This is a genomic window from Companilactobacillus halodurans (genome assembly GCF_009600985.1).
Classification (GTDB): Bacteria; Bacillota; Bacilli; order Lactobacillales; family Lactobacillaceae; genus Companilactobacillus; species Companilactobacillus halodurans.
In genome coordinates, this window is the sequence record NZ_VDFP01000005.1 from 35484 (window position 1) to 61617 (window position 26134).

General features: G+C 36.4%; 23 protein-coding genes. 14 read left to right on the forward strand and 9 right to left on the reverse strand.

Translation table 11 applies throughout. From position 1 onward, the window contains the following. Positions 1 to 26: 26 nt before the first annotated feature. From FHL06_RS03715 to FHL06_RS03740, 6 genes are all read left to right on the forward strand, one after another. Positions 27 to 1304 carry a PTS sugar transporter subunit IIC gene (locus tag FHL06_RS03715; RefSeq protein ID WP_153384901.1) on the forward strand — a complete coding sequence of 426 codons (1278 nt, stop codon included), beginning with the start codon at positions 27 to 29 and terminating at the stop codon, positions 1302 to 1304. 272 nt (positions 1305 to 1576) lie between these two features. Next, positions 1577 to 2665 carry a DUF871 domain-containing protein gene (locus FHL06_RS03720; RefSeq protein WP_153384902.1) on the forward strand — a complete coding sequence of 363 codons (1089 nt, stop codon included), beginning with the start codon at positions 1577 to 1579 and terminating at the stop codon, positions 2663 to 2665. 4 nt (positions 2666 to 2669) lie between these two features. After that, positions 2670 to 3797, forward strand: coding sequence for an amidohydrolase/deacetylase family metallohydrolase (locus tag FHL06_RS03725; protein WP_153384903.1), 1128 nt, complete (start codon positions 2670 to 2672; stop codon positions 3795 to 3797). Continuing rightward, the gene (locus tag FHL06_RS03730; protein WP_153384904.1) at positions 3784 to 4881 is read left to right on the forward strand and encodes a DgaE family pyridoxal phosphate-dependent ammonia lyase; all 1098 of its coding nucleotides are present in this window, start codon (positions 3784 to 3786) and stop codon (positions 4879 to 4881) included. The genes FHL06_RS03725 and FHL06_RS03730 overlap by 14 nt, the downstream gene beginning before the upstream one ends. 1 nt (position 4882) lies before the next feature. Then, a complete protein-coding gene (gene dagF / locus FHL06_RS03735; RefSeq protein WP_153384905.1) occupies positions 4883 to 5617 on the forward strand; it encodes a 2-dehydro-3-deoxy-phosphogluconate aldolase in 735 nt (244 codons plus the stop codon). An 11-nt stretch (positions 5618 to 5628) separates the two neighbouring features. Continuing rightward, positions 5629 to 6621: a sugar kinase gene (locus tag FHL06_RS03740; RefSeq protein ID WP_153384906.1), complete on the forward strand. Its 993-nt coding sequence runs from the start codon at positions 5629 to 5631 to the stop codon at positions 6619 to 6621. Between the two features lie 107 nt (positions 6622 to 6728). Here FHL06_RS03740 and FHL06_RS03745 read toward each other — a convergent pair whose 3' ends face one another. From FHL06_RS03745 to FHL06_RS03765, 5 genes are all read right to left on the reverse strand, one after another. Continuing rightward, positions 6729 to 7487 carry a ChbG/HpnK family deacetylase gene (locus FHL06_RS03745; RefSeq protein WP_153384907.1) on the reverse strand — a complete coding sequence of 253 codons (759 nt, stop codon included), beginning with the start codon at positions 7485 to 7487 and terminating at the stop codon, positions 6729 to 6731. A gap of 6 nt (positions 7488 to 7493) precedes the next feature. Further along, positions 7494 to 8957 (reverse strand): PTS transporter subunit EIIC, encoded by a 1464-nt coding sequence (locus tag FHL06_RS03750; RefSeq protein WP_153384908.1) that lies wholly within the window; start codon positions 8955 to 8957, stop codon positions 7494 to 7496. Positions 8958 to 8963: 6 nt separating this feature from the next. Then, positions 8964 to 9809 carry a PRD domain-containing protein gene (locus FHL06_RS03755; RefSeq protein ID WP_153384909.1) on the reverse strand — a complete coding sequence of 282 codons (846 nt, stop codon included), beginning with the start codon at positions 9807 to 9809 and terminating at the stop codon, positions 8964 to 8966. A gap of 29 nt (positions 9810 to 9838) precedes the next feature. Beyond that, positions 9839 to 10330, reverse strand: a complete 492-nt coding sequence (locus FHL06_RS03760; RefSeq protein WP_153384910.1) for a PTS sugar transporter subunit IIA — start codon at positions 10328 to 10330, stop codon at positions 9839 to 9841. A gap of 285 nt (positions 10331 to 10615) precedes the next feature. After that, positions 10616 to 11518: a LysR family transcriptional regulator gene (locus FHL06_RS03765; RefSeq protein ID WP_153384911.1), complete on the reverse strand. Its 903-nt coding sequence runs from the start codon at positions 11516 to 11518 to the stop codon at positions 10616 to 10618. 172 nt (positions 11519 to 11690) lie between these two features. Here FHL06_RS03765 and FHL06_RS03770 point away from each other — a divergent pair, with 172 nt between their 5' ends. From FHL06_RS03770 to FHL06_RS03785, 4 genes are all read left to right on the forward strand, one after another. Further along, entirely contained in the window at positions 11691 to 12548 is an 858-nt protein-coding gene (locus tag FHL06_RS03770) for a sugar phosphate isomerase/epimerase family protein (protein WP_153384912.1), read from the forward strand. A 2-nt stretch (positions 12549 to 12550) separates the two neighbouring features. Next, on the forward strand, positions 12551 to 13390 hold the full coding sequence (locus FHL06_RS03775) for an SDR family NAD(P)-dependent oxidoreductase (RefSeq protein WP_153384913.1): 840 nt from the start codon (positions 12551 to 12553) through the stop codon (positions 13388 to 13390). A 27-nt stretch (positions 13391 to 13417) separates the two neighbouring features. Further along, positions 13418 to 14311: a shikimate dehydrogenase gene (locus FHL06_RS03780; RefSeq protein ID WP_153384914.1), complete on the forward strand. Its 894-nt coding sequence runs from the start codon at positions 13418 to 13420 to the stop codon at positions 14309 to 14311. Between the two features lie 216 nt (positions 14312 to 14527). Beyond that, positions 14528 to 16972 carry an isopeptide-forming domain-containing fimbrial protein gene (locus FHL06_RS03785; protein ID WP_153384915.1) on the forward strand — a complete coding sequence of 815 codons (2445 nt, stop codon included), beginning with the start codon at positions 14528 to 14530 and terminating at the stop codon, positions 16970 to 16972. Positions 16973 to 17099: 127 nt separating this feature from the next. Here FHL06_RS03785 and FHL06_RS03790 read toward each other — a convergent pair whose 3' ends face one another. Next, positions 17100 to 17579, reverse strand: coding sequence for a hypothetical protein (locus FHL06_RS03790; protein WP_153384916.1), 480 nt, complete (start codon positions 17577 to 17579; stop codon positions 17100 to 17102). Positions 17580 to 17677: 98 nt separating this feature from the next. Beyond that, positions 17678 to 18433 (reverse strand): MurR/RpiR family transcriptional regulator, encoded by a 756-nt coding sequence (locus tag FHL06_RS03795; protein ID WP_153384917.1) that lies wholly within the window; start codon positions 18431 to 18433, stop codon positions 17678 to 17680. 163 nt (positions 18434 to 18596) lie between these two features. Here FHL06_RS03795 and FHL06_RS03800 point away from each other — a divergent pair, with 163 nt between their 5' ends. Together FHL06_RS03800 and FHL06_RS03805 are read left to right on the forward strand one after the other, a co-directional pair. Further along, on the forward strand, positions 18597 to 19928 hold the full coding sequence (locus FHL06_RS03800) for a family 4 glycosyl hydrolase (RefSeq protein WP_153384918.1): 1332 nt from the start codon (positions 18597 to 18599) through the stop codon (positions 19926 to 19928). A 17-nt stretch (positions 19929 to 19945) separates the two neighbouring features. After that, on the forward strand, positions 19946 to 22069 hold the full coding sequence (locus FHL06_RS03805; protein WP_153384919.1) for an alpha-glucoside-specific PTS transporter subunit IIBC: 2124 nt from the start codon (positions 19946 to 19948) through the stop codon (positions 22067 to 22069). A gap of 174 nt (positions 22070 to 22243) precedes the next feature. Here the strand turns inward: FHL06_RS03805 and FHL06_RS03810 are convergent, their stop codons facing one another. Further along, on the reverse strand, positions 22244 to 23419 hold the full coding sequence (locus FHL06_RS03810; protein ID WP_153384920.1) for an NADH-dependent flavin oxidoreductase: 1176 nt from the start codon (positions 23417 to 23419) through the stop codon (positions 22244 to 22246). A 110-nt stretch (positions 23420 to 23529) separates the two neighbouring features. On the opposite strand from FHL06_RS03810, the gene FHL06_RS03815 reads away from it, so the two are divergent. Further along, positions 23530 to 23946 carry a winged helix-turn-helix transcriptional regulator gene (locus FHL06_RS03815; RefSeq protein ID WP_153384921.1) on the forward strand — a complete coding sequence of 139 codons (417 nt, stop codon included), beginning with the start codon at positions 23530 to 23532 and terminating at the stop codon, positions 23944 to 23946. Between the two features lie 14 nt (positions 23947 to 23960). On the opposite strand, the gene FHL06_RS03820 is transcribed toward FHL06_RS03815, so the two are convergent. After that, on the reverse strand, positions 23961 to 25739 hold the full coding sequence (locus tag FHL06_RS03820) for a glycerophosphoryl diester phosphodiesterase membrane domain-containing protein (RefSeq protein WP_192917946.1): 1779 nt from the start codon (positions 25737 to 25739) through the stop codon (positions 23961 to 23963). Positions 25740 to 25814: 75 nt separating this feature from the next. Between FHL06_RS03820 and FHL06_RS03825 the strand changes: the two genes are divergently transcribed. Beyond that, positions 25815 to 26105: an ASCH domain-containing protein gene (locus FHL06_RS03825; RefSeq protein ID WP_192917947.1), complete on the forward strand. Its 291-nt coding sequence runs from the start codon at positions 25815 to 25817 to the stop codon at positions 26103 to 26105. Positions 26106 to 26134 lie beyond the last annotated feature (29 nt).

Sequence of the window (26134 nt, forward strand, 5' to 3'; positions counted from 1 at the left end):
ATTCCGAAAAAAAAGGAGGGTACTACATGGATAACTTTGTTAATTTTTTAAACGTCAAAATACTTCCCGTTGCCAATAAAATGGGAGCGCAACGGCATATGATGGCGATTCGGAAAGGAATTATTTCAACGCTGCCACTGACGATCGTGGGTTCTTTTTTTACGATTATCAATAATATTCCTAACAAAACGGTTGCCGGCTGGCTACTGCCTTACAAGGAAATTTTGGATATTCCATTCCGCTACACTGTCGGAATTTTAGCTTTATATGCGACCTTTGGAATTGCCTCGTCACTGGCCGATAGTTATAAATTAGATAAATTAACTAATGGTATTTTAGCTGTCTTAGCATTTATGATTTCTGCTGCAACGCCAATTAACGTTGAAAAAAACGTTAAAGGAGTTCTTGAGGCTGGTCGTTATATCAATATTGCCAATTTAAGTGCCTCGTCATTATTTGCTTCAATTGTTACAGGCCTTTTGACAGTTGAGATTTATCGTTTCTTTAAAGAAAGAAATATCACTATCAAGATGCCGGATGGAGTACCACCAGAAGTTTCCAATTCGTTCGTGGCTTTGATTCCAGCTGCCTTTATCTTGTTGTTCTTCTGGTTTATCCGTTACGTCTTGAACTTCAATCTAACTAACTTCTTGAGTATGATTTTAATGCCACTAAAAGGAGTTTTAGTTGGAAACAGTCTCTTCGGTGGTCTGTTAACTATCTTCTTGATTACTGGATTTTGGACTTTAGGTATTCACGGTGCTGCCATTATGGCACCAATTACCAGACCATTTTGGGAAATGTCGATTGCCCAAAATATGAGTGAATTCGCATCAGGTACTAGCGCTAACCACCTTTCAACAATCTTTACAGAACAGTTCTTACAGTGGTTCCTCTGGATTGGTGGTGCCGGTGGTACGTTAGCCTTGGTTGTCTTGTTCCTCTTCTCAAAGTCGGCTTACTTAAAGGATCTTGGTAAATTAGCAATCCTACCAGGACTCTTCAACATCAACGAGCCAGTCATCTTCGGTGCACCAATCGTGATGAACCCAATTTTGAGCATTCCGTTCATCGTCGCACCATTAGTGACCGGAACCTTGTCCTATGTCATGACAGTTACCGGAGTCGTACCGATGATGATGGCGCGGTTGCCATTCACAATGCCTAGTCCACTAGCCGCATACCTCAGCACGAACTGGAGCATCCCCGCAATGATTCTAGTCTTCGTCAACTTCATCATCGATTTGGCAATCTACTATCCATTCTTCAAAGTCTTCGAAAAACAACAACTAGAAAAAGAATAATGAGGTGAGACGATGATTTTTCTATTACTTGCAATTTATTTTCTAATCTGCGAAGTCCTCGTTCAAAAAGGCCTCGTACCGAAGTTTTTGAAAAAATTAGCCGCCGGAAAACTGATTTTATTCTCATCACTCATCATATTAGGCTTTGCGACAATTAGTTTCTTCTTACGCTTCGCTGTTATTTTCGTAATTTTAAGCACAATCTATCTGTCAATCGTAATTTCAGATTACTACATGAAGGAATTCCAGAAATGGGAAAGAGGTAAAAGAATATGACCAAGAGGACTTTAGGTATTTCACTTTATCCCGACCACAGCGATTTAAATGAAGACAAAAAATATTTAGTGCTGGCCAATCGCTACGGTTTTACCCGTATTTTTATGAGTATGTTGGAAGTTTCTGAAGGCAAAGAAAAAGTTGCCAAAAAATTTAGCGAATTGATTAAATTTGCTAAAGATCTCGGCTTTTCAACGACCTTGGATATTGCACCTAACATCTTCAACCAATTAGGAATCTCATATGATGATTTAGATTTCTTCTCGGAATTAGGTGCCGATGCTATCAGATTGGATCAAGGATTCGATGGACAAAAAGAAGCTTTGATTTCTTACAATCCGCAACACCTCAATATTGAATTGAACATGAGTAATGACGTTGCCTATTTGGACAATATTTTGAGCTACGCCGCTAACAAACCTTTCATTTATGGTTGCCATAATTTTTATCCTCAACGAGGGACTGGTTTGCCACTTGATTTCTTTATCAGTTCATCGACACGCTTTAAAAAACATGGGATTGAAACAGCAGCCTTTATCACTTCGCAAACTGGGACGATTGGACCTTGGGACATCAATGATGGCTTGCCAACCTTAGAGATGCACCGGGATTTACCAGTTGAGATTCAAGCTAAGCATCTTTTCAGCACCGGTCTGATCGATTGCGTAATTATCGGCAACGCTTATGCTTCAGAAGCTGAACTCAGAAAATTGGGTGAACTCGACCGCTACCAATTAGTTTTCAAAGTTGATTTAGCTGATGACATCACGCAAGTTGAACGAGAAATCTTACTCGATAATCAACATGTTAGACGTGGCGACATCACTGACTTAGTCATCAGATCGACGGAAGTTCGTAAGAAGTATAAGGATAGCAACAATTCAGTTAGTTTGGGTACCCATGATTTCAAGCGTGGCGACATCGTCATTGGTAATAATAATTTTGGTAAGTATAAGAATGAGTTACAGGTCGTTTTGGAAGATCACACCGACCCTCGAAAGAACAAAGTTGCTTCGATTGCACCTGAGGAATTATTCTTGCTCGACTACCTTGGTCCTTGGGCAAAATTCCGCTTTAGGAGGTGATCTTTTGGGAAGTTTATATATTCGAAATGGTAAGAATATTGATGGACAGCCACTTGAAGTCCTTTTGGAAGATGGCAAAATCAAAGAAATTGCTTCCCAATTGCGAAATGTCGATGCAGACTTAGAAATCAACCTGCACAACAAATCTTATATCAGTCCGGGTTGGATTGATGACCATGTTCACTGTTATGAAAAATTGTCGCTTTATTATGACGACCCTGATAAGGTAGGCTATCAAACGGGCGTCACGACATTAATCGATGCAGGTTCGACTGGATCAGACAATGTAGGTGACTTTTATCGACTTGCACGCAAGAAAAAAACGAATGTTTATGCCATGCTCAATATTGCTAAAACCGGAATTTTGGCACAAAACGAATTAGGCGATTTGAACAAGATTCAACTGGAACCTTTTGCAGGAGCTGTTTTTAAATATCCGGACTTCATCATTGGGATGAAAGCACGTATCAGTAAGTCGGTCGTGGTGGATAACGGAATCAAGCCGATGATTTTGGCAAAGCAAATTCAAGCTAAACTGCCAAAACTGCCCTTGATGGTTCATGTTGGATCCAATCCACCTGAACTTGAAGGGATTTTGGATTTACTAGAAAAAGGCGATATTTTAACGCACTGCTTTAATGGTAAGAAAAATGGCATTTTGAATGCTGATGGCAAGATTAAAGAATTCGTCTTTAAGGCAGTTGAAAAAGGCATCATCTTCGATATTGGCCATGGCACTGATAGCTTCAATTTCCACACAGCTGAAGTTGCTAAAGAAAATCACCTTTATCCCCAAAGCCTCAGTACTGATATCTACCATAAAAATCGTGAAGAAGGTCCAGTTTATAACATGGCCACTTGTATCGAAAAGATGCTCTATCTAGGTTTTAGTTTGACCGAAATTATACCAATGATAACAAGCGTACCGGCTACGAATTTTGGCTTGAAAACTAAAGGTCGCTTGATTGAAGGACTTGATGCGGACGTAACGATTTTCAATGTTGAAGATGGCAAAAAAAAGTTGACCGATTCCGATGGTTATACAAAAGAGACCGATACAATAATTCGACCATTGTATAGCATTATTGGCGGCAAAATTTATTCGTTAGGAGAAAAGCATGGATCTTTATGAAAAGTACAATTTAAAACACGTCATCAATGCTGACGGCAAGATGACGATTCTCGGTGTTTCCAAAGTGCCTGATGAAGTAGTAGCAGCTCAAAAATTGGGCGACCAAAACTTCTTTGAAATGTCAGATCTCTTGATACAAACGGGTAAATATTTAGCCGATTTAGTCGGCAGCGAAGACGCCTTAGTCGTCAATTCTGCTTCAGCAGGAATCGCACAAACAATTGCTGGAATCATTGGACAAGGCAGCGAGTATCATCTCTACCATCCGTACACCAGTCGCATTACCAAACGAGAAGTGATTTTACCAATGGGTCACGATGTCGATTACGGAGCACCGGTTGACGTGATGTTGCAACTAGCCGGAGCCAAAATGGTTCCCGCCGGCTACGCCAATATGTGTAAACCAGAACATTTGGAGATGCAAATCACTGACCAAACGGCTGCCATCCTTTATATCAAGAGCCACCATACGGTTCAAAAGAGTATGCTCTCGATACCACAAGCAATTGAAGTCGCACATAGTCACGACCTACCTTTAGTTTTAGATGCAGCTGCTGAAGAAGATTTAACAAAGTATCTGAAAATCGGGGCTGATGTCGTAATTTATAGTGGTGCTAAAGCTTTAGAGGGACCAGCTTCAGGGGTGATTTTTGGCAAGAGCAACTATATCAAGTGGGCTCGACTGCAAGGTCATGGTATGGGTCGAGCTATGAAAATTGGTAAGGAAAATATTATCGGATTAACAGCCGCTATCACGAAGTACCTGCAAGATGGACCAGAAACTGGCGACTCGATGATTGAGCGACTCGAACCATTTGTTGCTGAATTAAAGAAGATTCCTGACTTTGAAGTCAAGGTGATTCAAGATGCCGCTGGCCGTCAAATCTATCGAGCAGAGGTGAAGCCTGTTGGCAAGTTATCCGCTGAGCAAATTTGTGACCAATTACGAAATGGCAAAACTGCCATTTATGCCCGTGAATATCGCGTCAACCAAGGATTCATCGAATTCGATATTAGAGCGGTCGACCAAAGCGAAATGGACCAAATCGTTGCAAGATTAAAAGAAATCGTTGGAGGAAATTAAGATGAGTTTACGACCAAATTATTTAGAGAACGGAATTTGTTTGAATGTCTTGGCTAATTCAGTGCAAAATGCCAAGGACTGTTACGAGGCTGCACAAGGTCATGTCGTTTTGGGAGTTTTGACGAAGAATTATCCTAGTGACGAAGCGGCCATTGAGGATATGAAGAAGTATCAAGCTGAAATCGACAATGCTGTATCTGTTGGACTCGGGGCAGGCGACCCTAAGCAAAGTGGTATGGTTACTCGAGTAGCTAAAGCTATTCAACCACAACACGTCAATCAAGTGTTTACTGGAGTTGGAGCTAGTCGAGAAGCTTTAGGACAGAATGAAACTATCATCAATGGTCTAGTTTCACCTACTGGAGAAGTTGGTCTTGTCAATTTAGCCACTGGTCCACTCAGCAGCCAAGAAGAACCAACCAAAGTTCCAATTGAGACAGTTATCGCCTTATTAAAAGATATGGGCGGATCTTCCATCAAGTTCTTTCCTATGAAAGGTTTAACTCATGAAGAAGAATTCAAAGCGGTAGTTAAAGCTTGTGCTGAAAATGATTTTGACTTGGAGCCAACCGGTGGAATTGATTTAGAGAACTTTGAAGAAATTGTTCAAATCGCCGTCGATGCTGGTGTTAAAAGGATTATCCCTCACGTTTATAGCTCAATTATCGACAAAGCAACTGGAGATACTAAACCTGAAGACGTTGCTAAACTCTACGAAATTATCAAGAAATTTTAAGAGGTTCAAGGATGAATATTTTAGCTTTTGGTGAAGTATTGCTTCGTTTTACAGTTGCCGATAAAATGCTGCTTGAACAAACCGATGACCTCCACTTATCGACAGTCGGAACTGGCGTCAATTTATTGAGTAGCTTAGCTCACTTTGGTTATGACACTTCGATTTTGACAGTATTACCAAATAATCCCATCGGGAAAAAAGCCAGTGCGGATATTAGAAAATTAGGTATCTCCGATAAAAAAGTTATTTATCAAGGCAACAGCATCAGTAGCTTCTTCGTCGAATTAGGCCAGGGAGCAAGACCACAAAGGGTGACCTATCAAGATCGTTTAGCTAGTTCCTTTAGTCAGATGAAAGCTTCAGATTATGACTTTGAAAAAGCTCTTTCGGGAGTAGATATCGTCCATATTTGTGGAATCTCGTTGAGTTTAACGGATCAAACCAGAGAAGCAGCTTTTAAATTAGCTGAAATGGCGCACGAACGTGGCAAAGCCGTCTGTTTTGATTTCAATTATCGCAATCAATTGAATAAGGGCAATACCCATTTAATGATGAAGAAACGCTATCAAAAAATTCTACCATTTATCGATATAATTTTTGGAAGTAAAAGAGATTTAACCGATTTATTGGATTATCAAGAAAAAGACGAAACTAAGTTATATCGTAAATTCTGCCAAGATTATCAAATCAACTTTTTTGCCGGCAGCAACCGCAGTTTTGTCGAAGGCAAGAAGTATTTTGCCGGTTTCTTGTTCCACGATAATAAAATCTACCATTCAGCTGCTAAAGAATTGAATATCCTCGATCGAATCGGAAGCGGAGATGCCTTTGCCAGTGGAATCCTAACCGGATTGATTGAAAAGTGGGATTTTGACGATACCTTGGAATTTGCGATTGCTAATTCCGTTTTAGCACAAGCTTCAATGAATGATTCACCTATCTTTAGTCGGGAGGATGTTTTTAATTACATCGATTATGAAGGTAAGAATGATTTAATCAGATAAAATTTATAGCAGGTCCCATAATCTTAATCAATGGTTATGGGACTTTTTTGTAAAAAAAAACTCTTCAAATGATAAGTATATATACACTTATCATTTGAAGAGAGGAATTATTTAATATCTGAGTATTTGATTAATGATATATCATTTTGATCTATCCATTTTCTTGTTTGAGGATTTGTCAGCATAGCGACTTCTTGAGTACGAGGAATAGTTAAACTTGAATGTGTAAGAATATCATTATCTAGATAACCTGGATGACAGACCATCATAGAATATCCATCTTCATGTTCTGCCAAGGCAGCACGTCTTAACGTATCGTAAGGGTCGTAATTATCATTCATACTATCCATATAACTATATAGCCTGATATTTTTGAAGGGGACTGAATCAGAATCAGGGCCAAGGGCAAAATCTAAGAAATTAAGATTATGACGTTTAGCGACTATTTTTAATCCCTTAATGAAATTATCACTAACAACCGCATGGCCTTCAAAATAATCTGGATCGCGACCAACTAATTGAACAAATTTTTGATATTGGGCTTCTATTTCCATAACTACTTCATCTAAATTTACAAAATCTTTATTCACGGATCTATAAACCTTTGAATGAACGAAAGTTCCATCAAAATTTGTGATGCTTGGAATCAATTTAGGGTCACTTAATGGTTTACCAGTACAGATGACTGTATGTAGTCCTAGACAAACATCTGTGTCTTTTAATAGATTTAAGCCGTTTTCTGTTTCAGGCATGTTTACCATAACACCAACGTTATTTATTAAACCGTTGTGAACAGATTCAGAAATACCGAGATTGATAGCTTTTGAATATCCCAAATCATCAGCACGTAATATCATTTTTTTCATATTTAATTATGCCTCGACTAATTTTAGATTTTTACTTGATTCTTTACTGTTTCCAGTTTTAGGTTCAACACCAATTATATAAGTTGCAATTGCAGCAACCACAATAGTAATTCCAGCGGAAATAATTGCATTTATGAAGTTGGCGGTTGTTCCACCAATACATGCACTTAAGCCGAGAAAATTAGCAACAGGTACAAGAGAATAAGCATCTAGGTGAACGATACCAGCATATAATCCACCTGCAAATCCACCAAGCATCATTCCGATAAATGGACGCTTGTATCTAATAGCTAAACCATAAAGAGCTGGTTCGGTAACACCACCAATAAAGCATGCAACAAAATATCCCCAAGCGAGAACTTTTTCATCTCTGTTGTGTAGAGCCAAAGCAGTGCCAATACACATACCAGCAACTGACATACTTGCGACTAATCCACCGATACTAATAAAGTTTTCATGACCAGCTGTCGCAAAAATCATCATCATAGTTGAAATTAAAATCAAGTGCATTCCAGTCATTACTAATAGTTCCCAAAGGGCACCAATAATTGCAATACCTAGGATACTCCAGATACCGCCTGATTTACTGAATGCTAGAATACCATCTGAAACGTATTGTCCTAAGAAAGCACCAGCAGGTCCAACAACAGTTAATGTGATAGGAAGCATTACTAATAGTGTGACTGTTGGAGTTAAAACGACTGATAAGGAATCTGGTACAATTTTTTTGACTAGTGGTTCAATATAAGACATAACCCAAACTGCAAGAATTATTGGAATTACAGTACTACTGTAACTGACCAATTTCATAGGAATACCATAAACACTGAAGGCCTTTCCAGCTTTTACAATGCTAGTTAGATTAGGATCCAGTAAAATAGCACCTAAAAGCATTGAAATCATGGGACTTGTATGAAATTGTTTTGAAGCTGTATATCCCAAGAAAATTGGGAAGAAATAAAATCCTGCATCTCCGACTAATGTAAATAGCTTATAAGTATCACTACTTGTAGAAAGCCAATTTAACATTGTTGGTCCAAAAATTGCTACAAACATTTTGAACATGGAAGCTCCAACAAGTATTGGAATCAAAGGAGTTAAACTTCCAGCTAACTTGTTTAAAATAGCTGACCCAAGTTTTTTCCATGAGAATGGTTCTTTTTTGGTCAAATCTTTATCCAGATTTTCATCAATGGGAGCATTTTTTGTTAATCCACTAATGGCAATCAATGCATCATAAACTATGGGTACAGTTTGACCAATAACAATTTGATATTGACCACCAGAACGATTGACTCCCAAGACTCCATTAATGCTTTTAATATTATCATCATTGGGAATACTTTCATCTTTTAGATTAAAGCGCAATCTAGTCATACAGTGTGTTACTGATGAAATATTGGCTTTTCCACCAATTTCATCTAGTATTTTATTAGCTAAATTTTTATATTTTTCGTCTTTTTTTGACATACTATTTCATCCTTTCACTGACGTATCTTTTTTATTAACTATTCTTTTGACATAAATCATTAAGTAAAATAGTTCATCATCGTTACTACTAGTCTTAAGTTCTTTATCAATATAATTTGCAATACGTTTAGCACCTAAATAAATATTTGGCTCATGTTCCTTAATAGTATTAAATAGTTCTTTATTATTTTGTTCAGTTAGTTGATTATTGTTTTTAACCCGTTGGATGTAATAACGAAGATGCATAATAAAACGGTTGTAAATAAATTCTTTTCGGTTTATGTCAATATCAAATTCTTGTTCTAGAATTTTTGTAGAATAATCTATCAATTCATCAATATTTTTTCTTCTTTCACTTTTGATAGTTGGTGATTGAGAATTGAGAAAATGTAAGGCAATCGCTGTAACTTCTGAGATTGGCATGTTAATGTTCAATCTCTTTTTTATTAGATTAACGGCATAATAGCCCACTTTAGTTTCTTTTGGATATAAATGTTCAATATCATATGAAAATGGCAATTGTGCGCTTTTATATTTTTTGAGTCTTGTTATTGCAAAATTGATGTGATCAGCCAAACTAAATAAAATATTAGGATTTAGTGGTTTATTAATTACCCTTTCAGCTTCTTTTAAAATATCTTCACTTAAATCAAAAATATCTGAGGGGATTTCCTTTAAAAGTTGATAATATTGAAAATCCAATTTGTAAAATGTCATTGATATTTTATTAAGATCTTTAACTTCATATGGTATCTTTCCAAAACCTATTCCGTTTCCAAAAGCAACGACTTCCTCTCCATTACTATCAATACAAACAGCAACATTATTGTTAATCTTTTTAACTACTTTCAATTACCTCACTTCCTCTCAATTAATAAAATCTAAGCTTGTTTTAAAACTGGCTGTCCAGATTTTATAGAATGGTTCTTTTTGCTTCCTAGTTCAATGGAACCATTATACCCATCTGTAAAAACAACCATTGTGGTCATATCAACATTAGCTTGTTTTAGAATTTTTCGATTTATTTCCATAATTGGTTGTCCGATTTTTACAGATTGATTTAACTTGACCTTTGATGAAAAGCCTTTACCATGCAAATTTACTGTATTAAGTCCAATGTGAACTAGGATATTAATATCGTTTATATCTGATTGGATACCAATGGCATGTTTACTGTCAGGCAATGCAACAATCTTTCCAGAAACTGGAGATACTACAATATTTGAAGAATCATCTGGCTTTACTGCAAAACCGTCGCCTACCATTTTTTTTGAAAATACTTCGTCATTAACCTCATCAATTGGTATACATTCACCACTAATTGGTGAAACTACTTCAAAAAGTTGCTTTTTTTTACTTTTTAATCCAAACATTTTTTCCTCCACGACAAAAAAACTCTTCAAGGCACACACTTTACCTAATATGATTAATAGATAAAGGTAATGCCCCAAAGAGTTTTGGGTAACAATCCTTATGTTTTTTAATTAATTTAAGTCACTTATAAACACTTACAAGCGCTTACAAAAGAAATTATAGCACGTAGTAAAAAGAAATCAAATGTTTTTTAATGCAATGATTTTATTTTATTAAATAATTAATGATATATATATAAATCAAAACCCGTGGTAATCAAATTTTTAATTACCACGGGTTTTAGTCTAAATATTATTTACCGAAAGTTCTTTACTCTGTGATTTAACAAAGTTCACAAATCTCATCACATCAGGTTGTGTTTCTTGCTTCAAAGTCGCCATATAAAGGATACGCTGCCAGTTGGGAAAAGAAATAGGAATTATTTTAACCGGCAAGGTTTGTAGAATTGACATATTGGGGACGATGGCGATTCCGAAGCCATTGGCAACTAAGCCAGCAATAGTTTGGTCTTCTTCGACTGAATAAGCGCTGATAGGTTGTCCTCCGACGTCGTTAAAAAGTTTATTCATGATGGGATGCAAGCCACTGCTTTTAGAAAAGGTAATTTGTGGGTAATTCAAGGTCTCCATCAGACTGACGCTTGATTTATTGGCTAGGGCATGGTCGATTGGGGTGATGCAGACCATGGTCTGTTCAGCAATGGGGAAGAAGTCTAAATCGGGATAGTCGTCTAATTTTGAACAAAAGGCGACGTCGTATTTTTTAGCTCGTAAGTCATTCAAAATATCGGGGGACAATCCGGTTCCAGTATTAAATTGGAAGTCGACGGCATGATTGTCCGTTGATTTCAAAAATTGTTGAGCAATATTTGGAAGCCATTTGACGCTTAGCGTTCGTAAAGATGCTAGGCGGATGATGGCTTTTTTCTTGTGGAAACTTTTAGCTTCGGCAATACTTTTATCCAGTGAAATCAAAGAAGCTGAAACGCTGTTGGCAAAGAGTTTTCCGGCTGGAGTTAAAGCGACGCGACGGCCATTTTTTTGAAACAACAATAAGTCTAGTTCCTTTTCCAACGAATGAATCGCCTTGGTCAAACTAGGTTGCGTGATGTGTAACATTTTAGCCGTTTGGGTATAATTTTCCGTCCGTGAGAGGGCTACAAAATAACGTAAATGATCTAAATTCATAACGATTACCTCTTTAAATCAAATATAACAGAACCGATAACTTTTAGCTATGAATGGTTGTGACAAAGAGTAATTGGACGCTGTTTTAGAAGACGATTACATTGGAGTTGTAAGTAATATGTGAATTAAAAAACATGCATATTAATAATCCAGAATTTTGGAGGAATTAATGATGACAAAGACACATCCAATCACGGTGAGTTCGTGGACTTTGGGCGATAAGTGCAGTTTTGAAGAGCGCTGCAAAGCGGCCAGTGCTGCGGGTTACGACGGCATCGGTTTACGAGCTGAAACTTACGTCGATGCTTTAAATGAAGGACTAACTGACCAAGATATTCTAGATATGTTGGCTAAATATAATTTGAGATGTACTGAAGTGGAATACATCGTGCAGTGGTGTGAAGAGCCACGTTCATATGAACAAAAATATAAAGAACAAATGTGCTTTCACATGTGCGAATTGTTCGGCGTCAAGCATATCAATACTGGTTTGATGGAAAATTATTCAGTTGAATATACAGCTAAAAAGCTTCAAGGATTAGCTAAGAGAGCTGGCAAATTGATTATTGCTTTAGAGCCAATGCCATACAGTGGTTTGACTGATTTAGACAAGACTTGGGCTATCATTCAAAAAGCTGATTGTGACAATGTTTACATGCTTTTAGACATGTGGCACTGGGTCAGAGCTAACCAACCTTACGATAAGTTGACCAAAGAGCAAGCTAAACGAGTTATCTCCATTCAATTGGATGACGCTTATAAAAGACCTTATGCCCAGTCGATTTTGCGGGATGAATCAATGCATGACAGATTAGCTCCGGGAACTGGCGATTTGGATACAGTTGGATTCGTCAAAATGATTAAAGATGCCGGAGTCGACCCTAAAGTCATTGGCGTTGAAGTGATTTCTGATAACTATATGGCTAAAGGAATCGATTATGTAGCCGATTATACGTACAAAAATACGGTCAAAGTTTTAAAAGAAGCATGGCCTGAAATTTTACAAGAAAATAAAAAAGTGGAGGCATAAAGATGAGTGATACATGGTTAGGTTTAAATGGAAAAGTTGTTGTTATTACCGGTGCTGTCGGTGGAATGGGAACAAAGTTTTCTAACGATTTTGCACAACAAGGAGCTAATATCGTTTTAGTCGATTTGTTAAAGGATAAAACTGACGCCTTAGCTAAAGAAATTTCAGAAAAATATAATGTGGAAACTTTGGCAATCCAATGTGACACAACAAATGAAGCTCAAGTTGATGATGCCGTTAAACAGGTAGTTGCCAAATTTGGCAAAGTCGATGTCTTGGTCAACACCGCCGCCATCTTAAGATTTTCACCTTTGGAAGACTTACGTTTAGACGAATGGAAACAAGCTTTGAACGTTAATATTACCGGTTATTTCTTGATGTCGCAAAGATTTGGCAAAGTCATGATTAAACAAAAGCACGGTACCTTAATCCATATCTCGACTGCCGCTTCACTTTCACCCGAAACCTACAGTGGTGCCTATAGCACGACAAAGGCAGCGGTAAATATGATGTCCAAACAAATGGCCGCTGAATGGGGACAGTTCGGACTTCGTAGCAACTGCGTTCTTCCATGTTTGGTTAAGACACCTTTGTCAGAGAACTTCTACAGTGATCCTAAGGTAGAAGATGGCAGAAAACGCTTGGTTGCCAGCAAGAGAATCGGTAATCTAAACGATATTTCTAATACTGTCTTATTTATGGCTAGTGACCGTTCCGATTACACTAACGGCAGTGAAATCATGGTCGATGGCGGAATTCACATGATGATTTCTGATATGATTCCAAAGCCAGGTGGCCGTCGTCAATATGCTATTGATCACCATCAACCAGCTAAAAAGTAAAAATTAGTTTTTAGAGGAGGTTTCACTATGGAAAAACGTATTTCCGGAACGACCGGTTTATTCACGCTCTTGGGTTCACCAGTTGGGCATTCAGGTTCACCAGCAATGTTTAATTTTAGCTTCCAAAAACAAGGTTTAGATTATGCCTATTTAGCCTTTGACGTGAAAAAGGATCAGATGCCACAAGCAATCGATGCCCTAAAGCTATTAAAAGTTCGCGGAAGCAATGTCACGATGCCTTGCAAAACGATTGCTGCAAGTTTAGTCGATGACCTTTCGCCAGCTGCTAAAATTATTGGCGCTATCAATGTTATCGTTAATGACAATGGAAAATTGACAGGTCACATCACTGATGGGATTGGGTTTGTTCGCAATCTTAAGGAAAAGGGCGTCGATATTGCCAGCAAAAAACTAGTTATCATTGGCTCCGGTGGTGCTGCCACAGCGATTGAAGTTCAATGTGCTCTAAATGGCGCTAAAGAAATCGCCATTTTTAGTCGTCAGGATGAATTTTATCAAAATGCTGTCAATACTAAAGAAAAGATTGAAAAAGCTACGCCAAAAGTCAAAGTTAATGTTTATCCACTCGATGAGCAGGCTAAGTTACAAGAAAAAATTTCTCAAGCTGATATTTTAGCCAATGCCACAGTCGTTGGGATGAAACCAATGGATGGCAAGTCTTTAGTTGATAAAAAGTTTTTGCGTTCAGATTTAGTGGTTGCGGATACTGTTTATAACCCACTCAAGACTAAATTGATTAAAGACGCTGAATCCTTAGGCTGTATTACTGCACCCGGTAAAGGGATGTTGTTGTGGCAAGGAGCTGCAGCTTATAAGTTATTTACTGGTAAAGAAATGCCGGTTAAAGAATATCAAGCTTATGAGCAAGAACAAGCTAAAGAGACAGTTAAAGAAAATTAATCAGTTAATCAGAAAAATATTATTTGAAAAGAGACTCATATTTGAGCCTCTTTTTTGTTTCCATGAATAACTAATTTTCTCAAATAATGAGGAAAAATAATTTGTTCAAAAATGATAATTTAATTAATAAAATATGTGATACGATTCGTATGATAATAAATGGATATTAATATCGGAATGTTTGCCGACTTATTATATTTATATTGGGGATAATTTATGATGAGAAAATATGAGTTTATTAAACGATTATTAACCATCGCCTTTATCACGATGATGGTATTTTTATTTAGTGTGGTCAGTGTTGCTCATGCTGCCACAACACCGGATTCGTATAGCAATGCCGATGATGATATTACCTGGAATTCGACAAGTGGTTCTTATTCGTCAATTCAATTGGTTAATATTGGTACTAATATGGATTTAGGTTATACTTTTGGACTAGCGCAAGATACAAGCGGGAATGTTTTTAGCATGGATTCAGATAATCCCTTAGTTAAGACTAATAATGATAATACAGTTACTAACGATTCTGTAGTTAATGGTACTAATAATTTATATCGTTCTAAAATGAATATATTTTTAAGAGATAATAAAAAGTATATTAGTTCAGTCTTTCAATCTGGATACGCAACAGCAACAACTAATACTCAAAATGTTTCACTGACCTCTCCAGATTTCTTAATTGTTCCAACAACGATGCCCTCATCTGTTACTACAAAAAATTATGCGTTACTTGCAAATATGACTAATAAAAAAATCTATACTGGAAAAGATAAAAATGGACATCTAGCACTAAAAATTGTCGGTGATTTCAAACGTGGTACTGGTACCGGAAGTAATGATTTTGATTTACAAGCGGAAATTTTATTAAGAGCTTCACCTTCAAATTCAGCCGATGTTCAAAGAGAGCTGTTTCTCAGGAACAATTCAACCAGAACTCAAAACTTCCAATTTCTTTTTGGTGAAGATACTAAATTGGGTGATGATGATTCAGTTTTTATTAAGGATTTAGGTACTCAAAATGGTCTTTATATTGAAAATTCTCAAACTGATTCTGATGGTGTTATCCATAATTATAAGTTAATAGTTACAAACCAAACAGTAGATGGATTTGATCAATATGCTGGCCAGGCTTACACTTCAGGAAGTGGTATGAATTGGGCTTCAGGGTTTGACAGTAACGGTAATGGTGCTGAGTCTAAAGATTATAATTATGGTGCCGATATTACTGGCAAAGGTAAGGTAGATTCAAGCTATTCTTTGAAATGGAATAAAACTTCTTTAGCACCAGGAGAAACTTCCCACTATGGTTCAACCATGGGTGTAACTTCTAAGCCTTATGCTTTACCTGTTGTATCAAAAAATTACACTAATGAAACTACTGGACAAACTGGTAGTAAGGCAACCAATCATGTCAATGACACATTGAAGTTTTCTCTAAATGTTCAGAATAATGGTTATGGAAGTTCGTGGACTTATAAAACTTTGGAAGATAAGATTCCTGATGGCTTACAATTTGTTTCTGGATCCTTACGTTTGATCGATAATGATGGAACTTCGCAAAAGCTTTCAGATGATGATTATGATTCTTCAACAAAAACATTAACGATTCCACCGGCTTTGTCATTGAGTGATGGTCAAAGAGCGACAATTATCTATGAAGCTAAAATTGATCGGGATGCTGGCAGTAAGACAATTACTAATACGGCCACTTTCACTGGTCACGATACAGTAACATCTGATAAATCCTATACGGCCTCAGCTAACATTTCAGTGGAGAAACCAGCGTACGATTTTGAATTTACAAAGCAAGTTAAAAATCTGACGAATAATGAAACTGACTTTAAAGATAGTACTGATGCTAAAGTCGGCGATACCTTGGAGTATTATATTTACTTTACCGTTAAAGGAACTGATTCTTTGGAAGCTGGGTCACAATTGACTGAAAAATTACCAGCTGGAATAGAACAAGATGGTGCAGCTAGTGTAAAAGGACCTAAAGATACGGAACCTTATCAAAGTAACAGTATCAGTACCGGTATCGCTCAAGTTGACCCTGGAGAAACGGTAACAATTGATTTCAAAGCCAAAGTCACATCAGCAGCAATCGGAGCAGTGGATAATACCGTAACGATTTCAGGTGGCACAACTTCGAGTGGAACGTCGATTCCAACGATGGATTCAACTACTGCTACCGCAAATATTCAAAAGTCCGACGGCATTACTGAAGTTCCAAGTTTAATTGATTTTGGAGCCGTTGATCTTGGTGGTAAATCAAAGACCTTAGGCAATATAGCCACAAAGGGACAATTAATTGTTAACCATCCCGATAGTAACGATTTTTCCGTCAATGTCGCTTATGATAATGACGATCCAAATTCTCAAATGATAAATCTAGCTAGTGGCGAAACGATGCCAACTGATGGAACAAACTTATTGTTCCTCAGACAACGTGATGATTCTGATACTGATTCAGGAACTTGGCAGCCGGTGTCAGCTTCAGGTACGCGTATTCGGACAAAAGATTTCGGTGGCAATCAAGATTCCCTTAATTTAACTAATTATATTGGAGTCAATGATTGGCAAATCAAAATTCCGCAAGATACATCGAGTGGAGTTTATCAAGGGACTTTGACTTGGAGTCTTAACGAATCACTTTAATTTAGAAATAAAATAAGAGTCAAAACATAATTTTGCATGATGGATGCAGAAGTTATGATTTGGCTCTTTTTATGTGGATGATTTTACTTTAATACTTTAAGTGAATCAAATTTCACAGGGACTATATTCAATGTAAAGTAAGGCGAATCAATAAGAAGAAACATAATATATATAATATCGTCGATATCACAACCGTTCCTGTGAGAGAATTTCTTTTAGATTCGACTTCTGTATCAGGTTGATTTTTGAATGACCAATATGTAGTCATAAAAGTAATAAAGGAAAATATATTCCCTAGAATTAATTGGCAGGTGGCCAAATCGATTAAAATGATTCTATTCTTTTTGTTATTAGACATACCTTCAGAACCTTTAATCCATAGGGCGTAACCAATCATTAAATTTAATAAAATAACAATAAACATAATTGCGGTATATGGACTTGCCTTTAAAATTTGTTGGAATCCAATATTTTTTGAATTGCTAATCATTAATATATATAGTCCATAAAGGAGAGAAGTAATAAATAGCATTAAGTAATTTATTTTATAGATTTTTTTTGAATTCAAAAGAACTATCCTCTTGAAATTTGAGGCTATTTTATTCATTAGTTGGATCCTCCTAAAGCTTTTTATTTAATACCATTGTAAACGCTTTCTTGAATTGCTCAATCGCTTTTAGGAGATTTGAAACGCCTTTCACTAACTTATTTTGGATAGGTATCTATATAAGACCTAAATAAGGCATCTGCTACTAACTCTAAAGGTGAGAAATAATTGTATTCAGTATTTGGTGCGGTTGAGATATTTAAAATAGTCGTACTGTAATACATGTTATAAGTTGCTCGGGAAGCCAAAGTGTTTTTTGATAATGGTGTTATGGATATGTATGGAACATTTTTTAATTTTAATTTCTTTAAACTTTTGTTTAGGTCGGTATTTTCTCCACTAAATGAAATTACAAATAAGATATCATTCTCCGTAATGTCATTTAAAACCCATTCCAATTCAGTGAATGCTGGAATTTTATAAAACAGAATATTATAGGCGAGAAAATTTCTTGCTATTAAATCTGCTGCTCTTTTTTCTCCCCAACCCGTACCATAGATATATATTCGTTTTGCATTATGTATATATGTCGTTAGTGGGGTCATGTTTGTCTGGCTGAGTAATTTTATTGTATCGTTCATATCATTAATTAAAATATCTAATTGATTGGGTTCTAACGGTCCTGAATTGTCGGCATCGTTTTTTAAGAAGTACTTAAATTCTGAAAAACCTGTAAAGTTTAATTTCTTCGCAAGTCTAGTTAGTCCTGCGGGTGATGAATAAACAATATCACTGATTTCTTTAGAATTTAAATTACTTAAAATTTTTTTGTTTTTAAGAATAATAGATAATAGTTGATAATCATTTTCAGTTAATCTGTCTGAATATTTATTAATTAATTCTTCTATACGCATTTCCAAAGTCCTCCTAAAAAAATGAAATTTGTTTCAGAGATTTGAAAGGGCAATCGTTCTTCTAAAAAGGTAAGCGCTTGCGATAAAATTTAACAATCTGTTTAAACTTCATTATATACTGTCTTTGTTGAAAAAATAAAAAAATTTATAGGAGGCATCGATTATGAAGCAAACTGATTTGCATGTAACAATAGCTGGCGGAGGTAGCACATACACTCCTGGAATTACTCAGGCTGTTTTACATAATTTGGATCGCTTTCCAATGTCAAAATTAATTTTATATGACATTGATGAAGAAAGAAATGAGGATATGTATTTAATAATTCAATACATGTTGAAGACAACTAATCATGATGACATTGAATTAGTTGCAACTCTGGATCCAGAAGAAGCATTTACAGATTGTGACTTTGTTTTCTCTCAATTGCGTGTCGGCGGGATGGAAATGAGAGAAAAGGATGAAAAAATTCCTTTGAAGTATGGGCTAGTTGGTCAAGAGACTTGTGGTGTAGGTGGTTTTTCGTACGGACTAAGATCAATCAAAGGATTACTTGGTGTTGTTGGTTATGTTCAACAATATTCACCCGATGCCTGGATTTTAAATTATACAAACCCAGAAACTTTAATTGCAGAATCTATTAGAAGAGTATATCCGAATGCAAATATGTTAAATGCTTGTGATATGACGATATCAATTGAAGAAACAATGGCTCGTGATTTTGGATATGATAGAAAAAATTGGATTTGTCAATATTATGGATTAAATCACTTTGGCTGGTATACAGAGATTTATGATAAAAAATTAGAACGTGATGTTATGCCTGAACTTATTGAGAAATTAAGAAATAAACCAATGAAAATTGCTTCATTTAACAAAGGCGATCAGTCATGGCAAGATGCTTGGAATAAGTTATCTAAAATATTGAACTTATTCCCCGATTATTTGCCAAATAATTATCTGGAATATTATTTCTTCCCAGATATCATCGTAGATGAAACAGATTCCAATTATACTCGTGCCAATATGGTTATGGATGGACGTTTAAAGCATACTAAAGAAATGGCTAACGAAATTAGAAATAATGATGATGGAAATATTCTAGACTTTGATTTTGGAGAACATGGTCAATATATTGTTGATATGGCAACATCAATTTTAAATGATAGTCATCAACGGTTTATGCTGATTGTGCCAAATCATGGCTCTATTCCAAATTTGCGTTCTGATGCAGCTGTTGAAGTGCCTGCTTACGTTGGTCGTAAGGGTGCTGAACCAATATCAATGCGTCATGATATTCCGGATTTCCATAAAGGTTTAATGGAAGCTCAAAATGCAGCGGAAAAATTATTAGTAGATGGTTATTTTGAAGGATCATATCAAAAAGTTCTTCAAGCATTTACATTAAACCAAACTGTTCCTTCAGCAGACAAAGCAAAACTTGTTTTGGATGACTTAATTATTGCAAATAAAGATTACTGGCCTGAACTACACTAATATGGAGGTATAGGAATATGATGGCTAAGTTCCAGCGCTTTGGTGGCGCCATGTTTACACCCGTTGTATTTTTTGTATTTTCTGGAATTGTTGTAGGGTTAACTGCAGTCTTCACTAATCCGGCAATTGTTGGTGGACTTGCAGCACCAGGCACAGCATGGATTTCTATTTGGAAAATCATCGATGCTGGTGGGTGGACCGTATTTAATAATATGGAAGTCCTTTTTGTTATTGGTTTGCCGTTAGGGTTAGCCAATAAGGCAAAAGAACGTGCATCGCTTGAAGCATTTGTAATTTATATGACATTTAATAATTTTGTTAATCAGATTTTACAAATGTTTGGTAAAAATTTTGGAGTAAATATTAACTCTACTTCTGAAACAAGTGGTCTAAAGGTTATTGCTGGTGTTAAAACACTTGATACAGGTGTTATTGGCGCTATTCTCATTGCAGGTATTGTTGTATGGCTACACAACCGCTATTTCGGTACAAGATTGCCTGACTGGTTAGGAGTTTTCCAGGGGTCAGCTTTTGTTGCAATGATTGGATTCTTCCTAATGATTCCAATTGCAGGATTATTTGTATGGATTTGGCCTGTTTTCCAACATGGTATTCTACAAATGCAATACTTTATGGTTAAATCAGGGAATTTTGGGGTATTTACATATATATTCCTTGAAAAGGCTTTGCTACCATTGGGTTTGCATCACTTCATATATGCACCATTCCAATATGGTCCTGCTGTAATCGAGGGTGGAACAACTTTATATTGGGTTAAGCATATTAGTCAATTTGCAGCAACATCTACACCACTTATTAAATTATTCCCTGAAGGTGGTTATGCTTTACAAGGATTATCTAATATATTTGGTATTCCTGGTATTGCTTTAGCATTTTATTCAACTGCTATTCCCAAAAACAGGAAGAAATTGCTTGCTTTAATTATTCCTGGGGTACTAACAGCAGCCTTGGCAGGTATCACTGAACCGTTTGATTATACTTTTCTCTTCATTGCACCAGCTTTATTCTTTGTTCATGCATTTTTAGCAGCTAGTTTAGCAACTACTATGTATGCATTTGGAGTAACAGGTGATATGTCGGCAGGGCTAATTGATATTACCGCGAAAAATTATATTCCGATGTGGGCAAATCATTGGCAAACATATGTAATTCAGTGGGTAATTGGATTGATCTTTATTGGAATATATTTTGTAGTATTTAAATTCTTGATTTTGAAATTCGATTTTAAAACTCCCGGTAGATCAGATGATGAAATGGTCAATATGTTTACGAAGGATGATTATAAAAAGAAAAAATCGAAAGGACAGGATAATGGTCAAAAATCCAATAATCCGTTCCGTTCAGCTGCAGGAGCTTATATTAATTTATTAGGTGGTCCTGACAATATAGCGTCAGTAAATAATTGCTTTACTAGATTGCGATTAACAATAAATAAGCCAGAATTACTAGCTACTGATAATCAATTTATGTCAGTTGGAGCAAAGGGAGTTGTACGAAATAAAGACGCAGTCCAGGTTATAATTGGACCCGATGTTACCAATGTTCGTGAGGAAGTTGATGACCTTATAGACAATGGTGGCTGGGAAGAATTTAATAATCAGACATCTGACCCAACGTCAGTTGAAGAAAAAGAACAAGAAACTAAATTTATTACTAATGAATCTCAATTATTTGCTCCAGTTGATGGTAAATTTACAGAAATTGAAAAATTAGATGATGGTGTATTTTCACAAGGATTGATTGGTAGTGGTTATGCTGTTAATCCCACAAGCGAAGATATTTATGCAAGTGTTGAAGGAAAAATAGAATCAATTTTCCCTACGAAACATGCTATTGGTATTAAAAGCTTAAGCGGTGCGGAAATACTTATTCATTTAGGCTTAGACACTGTTGAAATGGAAGGGAAGCCATTCGATATTTTAGTAAGTGAAGGTGATGAAGTTAGCGAAGATACTAAGATTGGTAGGATGGATATAGAACAAATAAAAAGAGCAGGGAAAAATCCAGTCGTTATTACTGTTCTAACCAATGGTGAAAAATATTCTATTGATAGGTTTAGCAAAGTTGATGGAACAAATGTTAATCATGGAGATTCAATAGTATTAACTCACAGACTATAATAAAGTGAAAAATTAATTTTTATTAAAAGTATTCTTTAAGGCTGATAATTCAACTTTTGAGGGATACTTTTTTAGATTTTATATGTATGATATATATATTTTGATAAGTACAAAAAATGTGAGATAGATTTGAAAAATCCATCTCACATTTCATATATAATTAGAAATTAATCTTTAGTTACCTTCAACTCCGCCAAGCTTTTTGTCGAAATCGTCTTTTGGTTCCTTTTTATCGACCCAGTGCAAATCAGCGTTCATTGACTTCAAGAAGTCTAAGAAAGCAGCGTTGATTCCCAATGAATCCAATTCAGTTGGTGAAAGTTGATAGTTGATGGAGTCTTCTTGACCCAATTCAACTTTTTGAACCCAGTTAGGTTCACGGATTGATTCACGACCGATAGCCGCAAAAGTGATGCCATCGTTGATAACTTTTTCAGCATCAGCGGGTTTTTCGATCGATCCAACAGAGATAAGTGGGAGACGGTCGTTAACTGTCTTCTTAATCTTTTCAATGATAGGTTCATCGTCAGATTTATCGTTTAAAGAAGTTCTCCAAGCATATCCCATTGAGATATGTAAGTAGTCGATAGGTTGGTCAGCTAGAACGTCGATAAACTTCAAAGTATCGTCCAAACGGATACCTGGTTCTTCAATTTCCTCAGGTGAGATGCGGTAACCAACAATAAACTTGTCGTCAGCGTATTCCTGAACAGATTTTTGAACGCGCTTGATAATTTCCAAAGCAAAACGCATTCTGTTCTCTAAACTGCCACCCCATTTGTCATTGCGACGGTTGGAGTGTGGTGAGAAGAATTGTTGCATCAAGTAAGTGTTGGCACCGTGAAGCTCGATACCGTCAAAGCCAGCTTGAATAGCACGACGAGCAGCTTGACCGAAATCTTCAATAATTTGTTCAATCTCGTCTTCAGTTAATGCACGAGGAGTTTCAGCGTTAGGACGCAAAGCAGCGACCGGACTAGCAGAAACAGGTTGAACGCCACGAAGAATCTTTGAGTTAGACATTCTACCAGCATCAAAAATCTGCATAATAGCCTTAGTGCCATTTTGCTTCATCGTGTGAGCCAATTTAGTAAGACCAGGCATGAACTTGTCGTCAGCAACAGAAGGTTCACCTTCAAATCCTTTACCGTCATTGGAAACATTTAATACTGGAGTGATGAACATTCCCACTCCTCCAGTATGAATGTCGAAGTATCTCAATTCATCTTGGGAAACTGCGCCGTTTTCAAGAGCTGCGGCTTCAGTCATAGGTGGAATGACGATACGGTTCTTGACTGTCAAACCATTTTTAAATGTATAAGGTTTCAAAAAATTATATTTAGTAGCCATAAATATACCTCGCTTAATAAGTTTCAATAAATTTATTGTAATGGTATATGTGCTAGAATTACAGTACGTACTTTTTAGTAACCACTAAATATAAAAGAGGTTTTCATATAATGGTAGAGAAGAATTATCATATGACCATCGATTTAACTTTGTCCATTATTAATGGCAAGTGGAAATCCTTGATACTATGCCATTTGGGTGATGGATCCCAACGTAATGGAGAATTATTACGAAAAATACCTGATATAAGTCAAAAAGTTTTAACTCAACAATTAAAAGAATTGATCAATGACAAAGTAGTCAAAAAAACTAATTATCCAGGCTTGCCACTGCATGTCGAATATTCCCTGACCAAAGAGGGGCGGTCTTTACGACAAGTGTTGATTGATATGTCAGCTTGGGGTGAAGAACATGCTCGAAAGTTAGCTCAAGATGGGCAAAAGATTTCTTTTACGACTGACAATTATCTTGGATATTTAAGAATTAAAGAACCTCAAAAGGACATTAATCAGCGTTTGGCTGAATAATGTCCTTTTTTAGTCTATTCAAATGGATTCTGCATTTGGGTCACATAACTAGCCATCCGGTCAGAGTAACTGGAGTCCTTAAAGAGATTATTGATTTCACTCTTCAATTCGGTCAGATTATCCGTTATAACGCCGTCAGTTCCCATAAAGATCATCCGCTCCATTGCTTCTGGGTCATTGACTGTCCAAGCGTAAACGTTTTTTCTTTGTAAGTGGGCGTCATCAACGAATGATTGATTGAGAGTAGAGTATTCCATCGTGAAAGCATTGGCGTTGGTGAGAGGAACCCCAAACAAATTGAAGGTCAAGATGTAACTAGTTTGAGCTTTAGGAATCAAATTCTTAGTCTCTTGGATGTAGTCGTAATCAAGTGAGTGAATCATGTCCTGGTTTTTCACTAAACGTTTACCATATTTCTTCGCAAAAAGCCGGACAAAATCAGCTTTATTTCCGGGGACATCTTTTAGTTCGACTAACAACTTTTGGTGCAGGTCTGTGGCGGTAGCGAGGTAATCATCAAAACTAGCAATGTGAGTCGTTTGACCGTTTTCGTGAACTGTCGTATTTTTCAGTTCTTTTAGAGTCATTTGGCTAACTCGCTTGTTGATGCCAGCAAGGTTCTTGAGGGTATTGTCATGGAAAACAACGAATTGATGGTCTTTAGTTTCTTGAAGATCCATTTCGATGTAATCGGGCTTTTCTTTGGCCGTCTTTTTGAGCGACTCGATAGTATTTTGAACGCCATTTCCATCATCGACGCCACGATGAGAAATCGTAATTGGTTTAGTTAGCAGCCAATTGTTGAAATAGGAAACATCGTAGCTGACAAAACTAGTTAAAACGGCTGCTCCCAAGATACCCCAGAACCATTTATGATAACGATGTTCGCGAGTGGGGAAGAAATAATTAGTCGTGGTATCACTTAAGATAATCAAAACGGCCATCCCTAAACCATAAAGACTCGTCAAATAATTGATTAGTTGAATAGCCACCATGTTAAAGACAGCCATTGGGAAATCAATTTTGGTTAAGAAGGCGGTTTTGTCAATCACGCTTTGACAAAAGATTAGGATGCTAGTAGAGAGAAAGGTGACAATTGAAACGATGATAAATAATAGAAGAAAGACGCCAAAATACTGAATCGTTTTTCCTTTAGTTTTGCGCCAACTATCATTGATAGCAGAACCGACGGATTTGTTTTTAAAAATCATAGACGGTAGAACTAAAATCCAGCGCAAACCAATATAAAAAATAACAATATAAATAAACGCTAATAAAATTCCCAGTGGCAAGTGTTCTTGAAAGAGCCAATCCAAAATAAACTCGGGAATTTTGACTTTATTCAAAAGACTGGAATACAAGCCAAAACTACCAAAAGGAATAATAATCAAAAAATAAAGCAGAAAGAATCCAAAAGCTTTGAAGGGCAATCCAAAGAGATTCTTGCTGACGCTCTTCAAATAGTCCCACCAATTTAAACTGGCATGCGATTTGATAGCTTGAAAACTGACCAAAAGCAACGTGAATTGCGCGAAAACCAGTAAGAGCAGTATCAATAAAACCATGATTAATCCGATGACTACCAAGGGTTTATGAGTAATCAATTCCAAGACATTATTGTAGGAAACATAATTGACTTTGCCGATATAGTTGATGCCGTTAGCAAGAAAGCTCAGCACCGGTACGACAATAAAATTAATTATCAATTGAATCAAAATAATGATTTGACTGTACTTCCAGAAATATTGCCCAAAATTACGATTTTGTCGCCGAAATTCACGAATGATTTCCATAATTAATCCCCCAGATAGATAATTGATGCCTTTATAATAATAATAACAGGCATAATGAAAATGGAGACAACGAAAATGCAGATGCATCTAAATCATCAACCCTTTGAACAAATCAAAGCTGGTACGAAAAAAATTGAAATCAGATTAAATGATGACAAACGTTCACAATTAAAAATGGGTGAAAAAGTTGAATTTACTGATTTAAAGACAAATGAAAAAATTATAACTGAAGTATTGAGTCTTGAAAGGTTCCAAACTTTTAAGGAGTTATTCAAAAAATACTCAGGACCAATCATCGGAAGTCCGGAAACTGAATCTATCGAAGAATTGGATCGAGAAAATTCTGAAATATATTCGCGCAAGTAGGAAAAAAACTTTGGAGCCTTGGCTATCCA